Annotated in this window: 11 protein-coding genes; 5 read left to right on the plus strand and 6 right to left on the minus strand. The window is 41.5% G+C overall.

What is annotated here, in order from left to right; all coding sequences use genetic code 11:
- From NE535_RS12230 to fabV, 5 genes are all read left to right on the plus strand, one after another.
- Positions 1 to 1,032, plus strand: coding sequence for an ABC transporter permease subunit (locus tag NE535_RS12230; RefSeq protein ID WP_261298919.1), 1,032 nt, complete (start codon positions 1 to 3; stop codon positions 1,030 to 1,032).
- The gene (locus tag NE535_RS12235) at positions 1,019 to 1,909 is read left to right on the plus strand and encodes an ABC transporter permease subunit (RefSeq protein WP_261298920.1); all 891 of its coding nucleotides are present in this window, start codon (positions 1,019 to 1,021) and stop codon (positions 1,907 to 1,909) included. The genes NE535_RS12230 and NE535_RS12235 overlap by 14 nt, the downstream gene beginning before the upstream one ends.
- 3 nt (positions 1,910 to 1,912) lie before the next feature.
- Complete coding sequence (locus NE535_RS12240) at positions 1,913 to 2,923, plus strand: oligopeptide/dipeptide ABC transporter ATP-binding protein (protein ID WP_261298921.1); 1,011 nt, start codon at positions 1,913 to 1,915, stop codon at positions 2,921 to 2,923.
- On the plus strand, positions 2,904 to 3,689 hold the full coding sequence (locus NE535_RS12245; RefSeq protein ID WP_261298922.1) for a peptide ABC transporter ATP-binding protein: 786 nt from the start codon (positions 2,904 to 2,906) through the stop codon (positions 3,687 to 3,689). The genes NE535_RS12240 and NE535_RS12245 overlap by 20 nt, the downstream gene beginning before the upstream one ends.
- A gap of 105 nt (positions 3,690 to 3,794) precedes the next feature.
- Entirely contained in the window at positions 3,795 to 4,997 is a 1,203-nt protein-coding gene (gene fabV, locus NE535_RS12250) for an enoyl-ACP reductase FabV (RefSeq protein WP_261298923.1), read from the plus strand.
- 90 nt (positions 4,998 to 5,087) lie between these two features.
- On the opposite strand, the gene NE535_RS12255 is transcribed toward fabV, so the two are convergent.
- The 6 genes from NE535_RS12255 to clpP form a co-directional block, all read right to left on the minus strand.
- Positions 5,088 to 5,966, minus strand: a complete 879-nt coding sequence (locus tag NE535_RS12255; protein ID WP_261298924.1) for an AraC family transcriptional regulator — start codon at positions 5,964 to 5,966, stop codon at positions 5,088 to 5,090.
- Between the two features lie 167 nt (positions 5,967 to 6,133).
- Positions 6,134 to 8,008, minus strand: coding sequence for a SurA N-terminal domain-containing protein (locus NE535_RS12260; RefSeq protein ID WP_261298925.1), 1,875 nt, complete (start codon positions 8,006 to 8,008; stop codon positions 6,134 to 6,136).
- Between the two features lie 211 nt (positions 8,009 to 8,219).
- Positions 8,220 to 8,492, minus strand: coding sequence for a nucleoid-associated protein HU-beta (hupB, locus tag NE535_RS12265; protein ID WP_261298926.1), 273 nt, complete (start codon positions 8,490 to 8,492; stop codon positions 8,220 to 8,222).
- 262 nt (positions 8,493 to 8,754) lie between these two features.
- Entirely contained in the window at positions 8,755 to 11,106 is a 2,352-nt protein-coding gene (gene lon / locus NE535_RS12270; protein WP_261298957.1) for an endopeptidase La, read from the minus strand.
- A 130-nt stretch (positions 11,107 to 11,236) separates the two neighbouring features.
- Positions 11,237 to 12,517, minus strand: a complete 1,281-nt coding sequence (gene clpX / locus NE535_RS12275; protein ID WP_261298927.1) for an ATP-dependent protease ATP-binding subunit ClpX — start codon at positions 12,515 to 12,517, stop codon at positions 11,237 to 11,239.
- Positions 12,518 to 12,650: 133 nt separating this feature from the next.
- Positions 12,651 to 13,262, minus strand: coding sequence for an ATP-dependent Clp endopeptidase proteolytic subunit ClpP (clpP, locus tag NE535_RS12280; RefSeq protein ID WP_261298928.1), 612 nt, complete (start codon positions 13,260 to 13,262; stop codon positions 12,651 to 12,653).
- Positions 13,263 to 13,330: the final 68 nt, after the last annotated feature.

Raw genomic sequence — 13,330 nt, forward strand, 5'->3', positions numbered from 1 at the left:
ATGTGGCGATACTTTTTTAGACGAGTTAGCTTATTTTTAGCCACTACCCTCATCATGATGGCTGTGTTGTTTTATGCGACTCATCTTTTTCCTGTTAACGAACACTATGCTCTCACTGGGATCCAACAACCCACGGCAGCTCAAATCACTCAAGCTAACGACGATTTCAATTTAGATAGCAACCGTTTTAGCCAATTTATTGCCTACGTTGAACAACGTTTAAGTGGCAACATGGGCATCTCGAATAACTCACAACAATTGGTTTTTGAAGAATTGAAAACCGTGCTGCCTGCATCATTTGAGCTGTCGTTATTTTCAGGGTTTATTGCGTTAATTTTCGGTGTACCCATTGGTGTTACTGCCGCGCTCAGTAAAAATAAGCTGATACAACGCAGTATTTTAGGGCTGACATTAACTGGTTACTCCATTCCAGTGTTCTGGCTTGGGTTGACGCTCTCATTGTGGTTTGGGGTTAATTTAGGCTGGCTACCCATTTCAGGGCAAATTAATCTTTTGTATCAAATAGAGACCGTGAGCGGTTTTATGTTAATTGATACCTTACTCTCTGATTCAATATACAGCCAGCAAGCTTTTGTCGATGCCTTGATGCATTTGATTTTACCCGCAATAACCTTGGCCGTACTGCCTTTTACTTTAATTGTGCGTATTACTCGTCAAGCAATGTTGCAAGTGATGAATCAAACCTATATTCGTGCTGCAGAAGCGCGTGGATTACATACCCTCAAAATTATCATTCGTCATGCTTTACCCAATGCGATGATCCCCGTACTTAAAAGTATCGGTATTATGTTAGGTTCATTTGCAAGCTATGGTATTGTTGTAGAAGTTATTTTCTCCTGGCCTGGAGTGGGAAGCTGGCTAGTGTCAGGCATTTATCAACGTGACTATACCGTCATTCAAGCAGGTATTTTATCTGTATCATTATTGATTATTTTCCTTAGTATATTGATTGAGTTTATTCATACAGCCATTAACCCCATGAGTAAAAAGGAACTGTATGCCACCTATTAAGATTTATAAGCAGGATTATATTGCGACTCCTGCTGGGCGTGTATGGAAATCATTCTCCCATAACCCATTTGCTTTAATTGGCCTTTGGGGCGTTGGATTTTTACTGGTATTAACCCTTCTTGCACCATTTATTGCTCCTTATTCAGTGAATGAACAGAATCAGCAGATACTGCTTTTACCACCATCATGGGATCCATTAGGACATGTTGAGTACTTTCTTGGCACCGATGATCTAGGACGTGATATTTTCAGCCGAATATTACACGGCGTGCAATTAACCTTCGGTATGTCATTGATTATTGTCAGTTGTGCTTTATTCTTTGGCTTTATTATTGGCGCGGTTTCCGGCATGATGCGCGGTTTAAAATCGAGTATTTTAGGCCATTTGCTTGATGGTTTACTCTCTATCCCATCCTTATTAATGGCAATTTTGGTGGTCGCCGTTATTGGACCAGGATTAAGTAATGTCTTTTGGGCAGTCGGAATTGCAATGGTGCCGCAATTTATTCGCACCATACATCAAGCGGTACATGAAGAGCTACAAAAAGAATATGTAACAGCGGCCAAACTGGATGGTGCCAACGATTTGCAAATATTTTGGTATGTCATCATGCCAAACGTTTGGGAAGTACTGATTATTCAAGTCACTATGGCTATTTCCGCGGCAATATTAGATATCGCAGCACTTGGGTTTCTCAACTTAGGAGCCCAGGCTCCCAGTCCTGAATGGGGAGCGATGATCGCTCAAGGACTTGATAACCTTTTACTAGCACCTTGGACGGTGACTATTCCGGGTGTAGCCATTTTATTCAGCGTACTTGCCGTTAACCTTGTGGGCGACGGATTACGTTCCGCAATAGCCCCAATAAGAAACTAACCTATGCCATTACTCGATATTAGAAACCTTACCATAGAGCTGGATACCGACACGGGTAGGGTCGCTGTGCTCGAGAAAGTGAGTTTGACCATGAATCCTGGCGAAATCCATGGACTAGTTGGTGAATCAGGATCTGGCAGAAGTATTCTGGCAAAAGCCATTCTCGGTATTCTTGGTCCAAACTGGCATGTTATTGCCGACAGAATGATGTTTGATGGGCAAAACTTATTAGAGTTAACCGCAAAAGAGCGTCGCTGTATTATGGGTAGTGATATTTCGATGGTTTTTCAAGATCCCTCAGGCAGCTTAGATCCGGTTAAGACCGTCGGCAGTCAATTAATCGAGGCCATCACTCCCAATAAAAATGTGCCTTTTTGGCGTAGGTCAAAAGATACTTATTTAAACGCCCAAAAATGGCTCCATAAAGTCGGCATTAAAAGTCCTAAAGCCTTAATGAAATGTTTTCCTTGGGAATTATCTGAAGGCGAATGCCAAAAAGTCATGATTGCTATGGCTGTGGCAAACCATCCCAAGTTGCTAATAGCTGACGAACCGACCAATTCGATGGAATTAAACACCCAAGCACAAATTTTCAGACTACTATCGCAGTTAAATCAGCTACAAAATGTGTCCATTTTATTAGTCAGCCATGAACTTGAGACCTTAGTTCAGTATTGTGACCACCTCACGGTGCTGTATGGTGGGCAAATGATGGAATCTGGCTTGACATCAGAATTAGTCTCAAGCCCTTTTCACCCTTATACACGGGCCTTGTTAAAGAATTTACCTGATTACACTGGTAAGATGCGTCACAAATCCAACTTACCAACACTACAGGGTTCATCACCATCGGTTCAGAATCTGCCTGCAGGCTGTCGTCTGGGGCCTAGATGTCCAGAAGCGAAGCGTCAATGTGTTAAACAACCCAATTTAGAGCAATTAAAAGATCGTGCATTTGCATGCCACTTCCCTTACAAAAATGAGCAAGAAGCCGATGACAACACCTTTGCTTAAAGTGACTAACCTAAGTAAACAGTACTTAACAGGTTATAAGGGATTTACGCCACAATATTATGATGCCTTAATGCCAGTTTCATTTGAGCTTGAGCGAGGTGAAACCTTGGCGATTGTCGGTGAAGTTGGATCTGGGAAATCGACCTTGGCTCGTATTCTTGTCGGTGCAGAGCAGCGCAGCAGTGGCGATATATTTTTTGAAGGCGAGGCCTTAGAGTCACGTAATTTAAAGCAACGCTGCCGTCTAATCAGAATGATATTTCAGGATCCAAACACGTCGTTGAACCCTAGATTAACTATTGGTGATTTATTAAATGAGCCACTGCGTTTCAGTACTGATTTATCTGCCGAAGAGCGTAAAGTTCAGGTTATTGATACCTTAAGGAAAGTCGGTTTATTACCCGAACATGTTAATTTTTATCCGCACATGGTGTCTGAAGGACAAAAACAACGTGTGGCAGTGGCCAGGGCATTGATGCTAAATCCTAAGATTATTATTGCCGATGAAGCGTTAACGGCACTTGATTTATCGGTGCGTTCACAGATCATCAACTTACTCTTAAAGCTTCAAAGAGAGCTGGGTTTATCCTATATTTTTGTGTCCCATAATTTAAATATCATTAGGCATATCAGTGATAAGGTGATGGTGCTGCAAAATGGTTGCTTAGTTGAAAAAGCCAAAACAGAAGACTTATTCACGTCACCACAACATGAATACACTCAAAGGCTTATTCAAGAGCAAAGTCAATTTATGCAAAAGCGTTAAACTGCTCCAACCACTGGCCAAATTAGGCACTTTCGACAAAAATCAGTGCCATTTCACCGATGAACTTATTATCCTAGTGCCAACTAAAAAGGAAGAAACTGACTTATGATTATTAAACCCAAAATTCGTGGCTTTATTTGTACCACGACTCACCCTGTTGGTTGTGAGGCTAACGTCAAAGAACAAATCGAACTCACTAAAGCCAAAGGTAAAATATCAAACGGCCCTAAGAAAGTATTAGTTGTCGGTTCATCAAGTGGTTATGGTTTATCTTCACGTATCGCTTCAGCATTTGGTAGTGACGCGGCCACAATCGGTGTATTTTTTGAAAAACCAAGCTCAGAAACCAAACCCGGTACTGCAGGTTGGTATAACTCTGCCGCGTTTGATAAGTTTGCTAAAGCCGAAGGTTTATATTCAAAAAGTATAAACTGCGATGCTTTCAGTCATGAAGCTAAACAAAAAGTCATTGAGCTGATTAAAGCAGACTTAGATCAAATTGATATGGTGGTTTATTCACTGGCCTCTCCAGTGCGTAAATTACCAGATACTGGTGAAGTTATCCGTTCAAGCCTAAAACCTATGGGTGAAACCTATAGCGCAACAGCAGTCGATACTAACAAAGACACCATTATTGAAACCTCAGTTGAACCTGCTACAGAACAAGAAATTGCCGACACTGTGACGGTCATGGGCGGACAAGATTGGGAACTGTGGATGGAAGCCCTTTCACAGGCTGGTGTATTAGCTGATGGCTGTAAAACCGTAGCTTATAGCTATATTGGTACCGAGATCACCTGGCCAATCTACTGGCACGGGGCATTAGGTAAAGCCAAAATGGATTTAGACCGTGCCGCGCATGCGTTAAATACCAAGTTGTCTGCAACTGGCGGCAGTGCCAATGTTGCTGTGCTTAAAAGTGTAGTAACCCAAGCAAGTTCTGCCATTCCGGTAATGCCATTGTATATCGCCATGGTATTTAAGAAGATGCGTGAAGAAGGTCTTCATGAAGGCTGTATGGACCAAATTTATCGTATGTTCAGCGAGCGTTTATACCGCGCTGACGGTCAAGCGCCTGCAGTAGATGAATCAAATCGTTTACGCTTAGATGACTGGGAATTACGTGAAGAAATTCAGAAGCATTGCCGTGATCTGTGGCCACAAGTGACCACTGAGAATTTATCTGAGCTAACCGATTACCGCGAATACAAAGAAGAATTTTTGAAGCTATTTGGCTTTGGTATTGAAGGTATCGATTACGAAGCTGATGTCGATCCAAATGTAGAGTTTGACGTGATTAGCCTATAATCAATATTGTCATACCATTAAAAACCAGCCACCTAGGCTGGTTTTTTGTTATTTTATTAGCCATGTATTACAGCCCCCTGCACTGCAAGTTTATGTAATTGCTAAATAGATTTTAAGATTAACATTCTCATCATCATTCCCCATATCAAAGCGTTCAAATGTTAATGGCTGCTCTCTAAGCTGATAGTTCATCTTTGTCAGCCAAGTGCCATACAAATACTTTATTTTACCGTTTAATTCATCTTGAGAACCATTATGGGATAACACCGCATAGCGTCCTTTAGGCAATGTTTTTACCTTAAAATGAGCAGAGCCAGACAATACCTCCTGTAACGCGCTTAACTGTGCTTGAGATACACTTACACCAATGTCGATTGAATAATTGTGGCTGTGATCCTGAGGCAAAGAATAAATAAAATTGAATGTACGCTGTTGCGATGGCAGTAAGCTGTGTGCTTTTCTAAACGCAATTAAGGCCTGAATAGACTGAGAAACATATAATGCAGGGCCACGATGTTCAATCATCAGCAATTCAAGCTCTTCCAGCGTCTCAACGCGAATATTGGCATCTAAATAGCCTAATTGTTCATGCCCTTCTGAGAACGTTTTGAACGGCTGTTGCTTCGCAAAAAAATTGGCCCAGTTTGGCGCTTGTCTAAACGATTCAGGGCTTTGACCAATACTGAGAGTAAAACCATCAACAAATGCCGTGGTTGAGGCATAACCTGCTATTTGAGCAACGTGTTCAATACCCACTGACTTATCAAAACTTAAGGTTTGAGCCGCTTCCATATTGCGTAATAATGATAAATAGTCCTTGAATTGAGTATGATACAAACTATGGAAAATAAATTCGAAATGATTAACTGGAACCCCAGCTTTGTCCGCTAAAAGTGCGAGCGACAGGTTTTCACTTAAATGCTCATCAATGAATTGTAAAACATGCTCAAATTGTTGTTCTAGAGCCACATTAGCGCCTTATTTTTATCAATGTTTACGTTAAAGCTACGAACTATTATTCACGTCTTGAAGGTTCAGGGGAACGTAGTCAATCTTCATCATAAATACAAAGTCTGATTTTTAGAAACAAAAAAGCCAAGGTCATAATCACCTTGGCTTATTATTGCTAATCAAAATTACTCAGCTACAGGATATTCAATTGTTGCTTTCGCTTTAAGAGAATCAATCACTGCACGATAATCAGCTTGTCCGTATTGACGAGCAAGACCTTCTTTTACTGACTGTAATGCACTTGCTTCAATAGTCTCAGCTGCATTAACTTTATCAAGCACAACGACAGCATATCCTGAACCTAATGCAGCGGTATCAATTGACACAGCCCCAGCTTCTGGCGCAGGCATCTTGAAAGCTTTATTGGCAATGGCAGCATCAATGTCTTGATTAAAACGGCCTAATTTAGACACAGTGATCAGTTGAGCATCTGTAAGAGCAAAATCACCCGCTTTTAGTTGAGTCATGTAACCCGCTGCTTTTTCACGGGCTGTTTCATTGGCTTTCTCTTGTTTAAGACGTTGCACTATGTTGGTTTCAACTTTATCGAAACTCAAAGTGCCAGCATCCAGATGCTGCTTAACACGAATAACCACTACATGATTAGGCTCAAGTTCAATCACATCGCTGTTCATGCCACTTGTCAGTACTTGATCTGAAAACGCAGCTTTAACCAGTGCAGGTTTGTTCAAGTTAGCCGGTGGGTTATCACGGGTAAATAAACCTGTTGTTTGCACTTCTTTTTTAACGGCGTTAGCAGTATCTAACAAAGTGTCAGGAATTTCATAACTGGTATCAGCAAGCTTAGTCTGTAAACCATAAAAGATATCTAGTGCTTTCTTTTCTTTAACTTGAGCAATAATTTTATCTTTTACATCATCAAACGCAGCTACAGCACCTGGCTGAATATCAACTAATTTGATGATATGGAATCCGAACTCACCTTTAACAACACCTGATACTTGCCCTTTTTCAAGACCAAATAACGCTTCATCGAATGCAGGATCCATCACGCCCTGTTCAAACCAGTCAATTTGACCGCCCTGCTCAGCACTGAATTGATCTTCTGATTCTGTTTTAGCTAATTCAGCAAAATCTTCACCCGCTGCGATACGAGCCGCAATGGCTTCTAATTTAGCCTTGTCAGCCGCATCATCGCCACTCGCGGCATAGATGTGACTTGCTAAACGTTTTTCGGGCGTTTGGTATTGTGCTTGATTATCTTCATAATTTTGGCTGATTTCAGCATCATCAACTGAGACATCTTTAGCAATATCATTAACATTTAACTCAACATATTCTAGGCTAACCTGCTCAGGACTATTAAATTGAGTTAAGTTACTGTCGTAATATGCTTTAGCATCTTCCGCCGTCACGTTTGCAGTAGCAAGGAAAGGCATTGCATCCACGGCGATATAACGAATGTCGCGAGTTTGATTCTGAACTTCAGCCAATTGCTTAGCTTCACCATCTAGGACAAAGTCGCTACCTAACAAGGCGTTTAATAACTGACGACGTGTCATATCGACATGCATCATATTACGGAACGTTATAGGCTGATAATTTAGTTGGCGTAAAACCGCTTGATAACGATCGTTATCAAATTGGCCATCAGTTTGAAAAGCCGGTTCACTGAAAATTGCTTGTTTTATTTGTTCGTCTGATACGCGCAAACCAAGATCACTTGCAGCTTGATCAACCAAAGCATTTGCCACTAAGCGATCTAACACACTGGCTTTAATACTTTGCATGTAATTGTCATCAGCAGATAAGGCATCAAACATTTCGCCATATTGCTGCTTCAAACTTGCACGTTCATTTTGGAAAGCTTGTTCTAATTCAGCTTCAGGAATTTCAGTACCATTAACAATAGCAGCTGGAACACCAGTGTTAGAGCCTAAATAGCTACTGACACCAGCAAAAGCAAATGAAAGTATCACAAGAATTAGAATCGTTTTAGCAACAACTCCCTGTGATCCTTCGCGGATTTTTTCTAACATCTGAATTCTCGCTTGTTGCGACTAAAATAAAAAGGCGCATCTCTTGTCGATGCGCCTTGTTTACATGGAGTTATCAGACGCTACCCAGGGTATAACCCAATACTCCGAATATCAATGACTTAACAATTGATATTTCATTTCGTAAAAAGCACCGCCATAGCAGTGCTTACATTACGAATGCCTTAATAAAGGCAGCGTTATTAACTATTTCTTAGTTAACAGCGTCTTTAAGCGCTTTGCCAGCTTTGAATGCAGGAATCTTCGCAGCAGCAATTTTAATTTCTTTACCCGTTTGTGGGTTACGGCCAGTACGCTCAGCACGTTGACGTACTTCAAATGTACCAAAACCAACTAGAGAAATTTTATCGCCTTCTTTTAAGCCTTCAGTCACAGCAGCAATAAATGAATCTAGTGCACGACCAGCAGCAGCTTTAGAAATATCAGCACCAGAAGCAATTTTCTCGATTAGTTCAGATTTGTTCATGTCATCCCCTTGAATGTTATTGTCGCGCCGCAACCAAATCCATGTTTAGAGCGGTCTGCGGAGGCTTTTTGTTTAAAATTCGACACTATGTCAAATTTCATAGAAAACCAAAAAAATAAAAATTGGATACAGCTCAAAGTCAGGTGCGCCAAGGGCTTGGTGTGCCTGACTCTCCACAAACCTAGGCTACCACAGCTAAGCGTTTTGTTAAGCCCCTTTTTTCACTTTTTTTATGCTCTAGAGCACTTTTTTTACTAAACAGCTACTTTTTAACCACTTCGAAGCCTTCAACCGGGCGTTCAAGCGCTAATTTCAATACTTCATCAACCCAACGAACTGGATGAATTTTCAAATCTGCTATGACGTTTTGTGGAATTTCTTCCAAATCACGCTCATTTTCTTTGGGGATCAACACGTGTTTAATGCCACCACGATGAGCTGCCAGTAGTTTTTCTTTTAAACCGCCAATCGGTAAAACCTCACCTCGAAGAGTGATTTCACCGGTCATGGCCACATCACTGCGCACAGGGTTACCAGTTAAGCTTGACACTAAAGCCGTACACATCGCCGCACCTGCTGAAGGACCATCTTTTGGTGTAGCGCCTTCTGGCACGTGCACATGAATATCACGCTTCTCATAAAAATCAGCATTGATACCTAACTGTTCAGCCCTAGCCCGTACAACTGTCATTGCCGCTTTAATCGACTCTTGCATCACATCGCCTAACGAACCGGTATAGGTAAGTTTACCTTTACCAGCAACGGATGTTGCTTCGATAGTAAGTAAATCTCCACCGACTTGAGTCCAAGCTAAACCAGTGACCTGGCCAATTTGGTTGCTCGATTCTGCTTTACCGTAATCAAATCGTTGCACGCCCAAAAATGATTTCAGGTTATCTTGGTTAACTTCTACGGTTTTAACCGATTTATCTAATAAAATCTGCTTAACCACTTTACGGCAAATTTTAGATAACTCACGTTCTAAAGAACGCACGCCCGCTTCACGAGTGTAGTAGCGGATGATGCCTAATATGGCACTGTCATCTACTTTAATTTCTTTCGCTTTTAAGCCGTTGCGCTCAATCTGCTTTGTCAGTAAGTGCTGTTTAGCAATATTAAGTTTTTCATCTTCGGTATAGCCAGATAAACGGATCACTTCCATACGGTCTAATAAAGGACCGGGAATGTCCATTGAGTTAGACGTTGCAACAAACATTACGTCTGACAAATCATAATCCACTTCTAAATAGTGGTCGTTGAATGTCGCATTTTGCTCTGGATCTAATACCTCAAGTAATGCTGACGATGGATCGCCACGCATATCTGAGCTCATTTTATCAATTTCATCTAAAAGGAATAATGGGTTTTTAACGCCCACTTTAGCCATTTTTTGGATGATTTTACCTGGCATAGAACCAATGTAAGTACGACGATGTCCGCGAATTTCAGCTTCATCACGCACGCCACCTAATGCAACACGCACATATTCGCGGCCAGTCGCTTTAGCAATAGACTGACCAAGTGAAGTTTTACCCACACCCGGTGGCCCGACTAAGCATAAAATCGGCCCTTTTAATTGCTTAACTCGGCTTTGAACCGCCAAATATTCCAAAATACGTTCTTTTACTTTTTCAAGACCGTGATGATCGGTATCTAATACGTCTTGCGCCTTGGCCAAATCACGTTTAATTTTTGAACGTTTCTTCCAAGGTACTGACGTCATCCAATCAACATAGCTACGCACAACCGTGGCTTCTGCTGACATTGGTGACATCATTTTTAACTTATTCAATTCAGCACTGGCTTTGTCTTTGGCATCTTTTGGCATGCCTGACTCTTCAATCTTTTTGCCTAATACTTCAAATTCGTCATGGCTTTCATCAATATCGCCAAGCTCTTTTTGAATGGCTTTCATTTGCTCATTCAAATAGTACTCACGCTGACTTTTTTCCATCTGCTTTTTAACACGGGTGCGAATGCGCTTCTCAACTTGCAACAAGTCAATTTCCGCTTCCATCATAGCCATCAGGTATTCTAATCGCTCACCAACATTGATCATCTCAAGCACAGACTGTTTGTCTTCAAGCTTAAGAGGCATGTGAGCTGCCATAGTGTCAGCTAAACGAGCCGCTTCATCAATTCCGGTTAACGAAGTCAGTACTTCTGGAGGAATTTTCTTATTTAATTTGATGTAACCCTCAAACTGGCCGATAGCACTGCGAACAAGCACTTCTTCTTCTTTTTCTGCCAGAGATTCAGATTCTAAGTATTCAGCTGTTGCAACAAAAAAGGCTTCATCTTGAGTATAACGAGTAATTTTAGCGCGTTGACCACCTTCTACGAGCACTTTAACAGTACCGTCAGGTAGTTTTAACAGCTGCAAAATAGAGGCAACTGTGCCGATATCAAAAATATCGTCTTTTGTTGGCTCATCAAGATCGGCATCTCGTTGTGCGACTAATAGAATTTGTTTGTCTTGTTCCATTGCTGACTCTAAGCAACGAATAGATTTTTCCCGTCCGACGAATAGCGGAATAACCATATGGGGATATACCACTACATCACGTAGGGGTAATACGGGGAGTTCGATATGCGCTTCACGCTCTTGGGTCATGGCTCGATTCCGTTTCATGAAAAGACTTATTACTGAGTATATTGGGGTCATGTACTCAGTTTCAATGGTCAATACGAAAAAAGGAGCCCAATGGACTCCTTATTTTTCAACTTATTACCTAGCTGTACATTTATTGTTCGCCAGATACAGCCTGAGCTTCATTATTTTCATAAATCAGAATAGGGGCTGATTCACCTTTAACGACTGACTCATCAACAACGGCTTTAACAACACCGTCTTGTGAAGGAATATCGTACATAGTGTCAAGCAAGATACTTTCAACAATTGAACGTAAACCACGAGCACCAGTTTTACGGTTCATGGCTTTGTTAGCAATGGCTTTCAATGCATCATCACGGAATTCAAGCTCAACATTTTCCATCTCAAATAATGCGGCATACTGCTTAGTTAGCGCATTTTTAGGCTGAGATAAAATCTGAATTAACGCATCTTCGTCTAATTCAGTCAATGTTGCTACCACAGGCAAACGTCCGATAAACTCTGGGATTAAACCAAATTTAACTAAGTCTCCAGGTTCAACTTGCCCTAAGGTTTCAGAAATCGTGGCTTTATCAGCCTCACCTTTAACTTCGGCACCAAAACCAATACCTGTACCCGTATGGGCACGCTGTTCAATCACTTTCTCAAGGCCTGCAAATGCCCCACCGCAGATGAATAGGATTTTAGAGGTATCAACCTGTAAAAACTCCTGCTGAGGATGCTTGCGCCCACCTTGAGGAGGCACTGATGCAACAGTTCCTTCAATCAACTTAAGCAAAGCCTGCTGAACGCCCTCACCTGACACATCACGGGTAATTGATGGGTTGTCAGACTTACGGCTGATTTTATCAATCTCGTCGATATAGACTATGCCACGTTGTGCTTTTTCCACATCGTAGTCGCATTTTTGCAGTAACTTTTGAATGATGTTTTCAACGTCCTCGCCCACATAACCGGCTTCGGTTAACGTGGTAGCATCTGCCATAGTAAACGGCACATTTAGCGAGCGCGCTAAGGTTTCGGCTAATAATGTTTTACCACTGCCCGTTGGGCCAATGAGCAAAATATTACTTTTACCTAATTCTACGCCATCTTTGGGAGACGCATTTTTAAGACGTTTGTAGTGATTGTATACCGCGACAGCTAAGACTTTTTTAGCTTTATCTTGGCCAATAACATAGTCATCTAAGTGATTACGTAATTCATGCGGCGTAGGTAATTTGTCATCATCACGCTTAGGAGAAATCTCTTTGATTTCTTCACGGATAATGTCATTACACAATTCCACACACTCATCGCATACATATACCGATGGGCCAGCAATCAGCTTTCTGACTTCATGTTGGCTTTTTCCGCAAAAAGAGCAGTACAGCAGCTTTGTGCTGTCACCGTTATTTTTGTTATCGCCCATTATTCTACCTCTGGTTGCAGCCTAGACCTTACGTCTGAGCTCTGCTTGTCGATATGCTTTGAATGCTGCATACCCAAGTTATTCTCACAATTAATGTAAGAATAACCTAGTCACAGCAAAAAATCAGCTTGTATTAGCTACGCGATGTCATTACTGAATCAACTAAGCCGTAGTCAGTTGCTTGCTGAGCACTCATGAAGTTATCACGGTCTGTATCACGCTCAATCACTTCCATAGGCTGGCCTGTGTGCTCAGCTAGGATCTCATTCAGTTTATTTTTAATGCCTAAGATTTCCTGAGCATGAATAGCGATATCAGATGCTTGGCCCTGGAAACCGCCTAATGGCTGATGGATCATCACTCGAGAATTAGGTAGACAATGACGTTTACCCTTAGCACCACCAGCAAGTAGAAATGCACCCATGCTGCATGCTTGACCCATACAAACGGTGCTAACATTTGGCTTGATAAATTGCATAGTGTCATATATCGCCATGCCTGCTGTGACCGAACCACCTGGCGAATTAATATATAAATAAATATCTTTGTCTGGGCTTTCTGACTCTAGGAACAATAGTTGAGCCACAATCAGATTAGCCATGTGCTCTTCAACTTGGCCTACTAAAAAGATCACGCGCTCTTTTAATAAACGAGAGTAGATATCGTATGAACGTTCACCTTTAGCGGTTTGTTCAACAACCATAGGTACAAGAGCATTAAGTACAGATTCTGGCGCTTTAAACATTATTCATTTCCCTAAAATAAAAAATGGCTCGTATGAGAACCTCATACGAGCCATTATAAATGGCGAAC

It is taken from the genome of Shewanella holmiensis (assembly GCF_025370255.1).
GTDB classification, from domain to species: Bacteria; Pseudomonadota; Gammaproteobacteria; order Enterobacterales; family Shewanellaceae; genus Shewanella; species Shewanella holmiensis.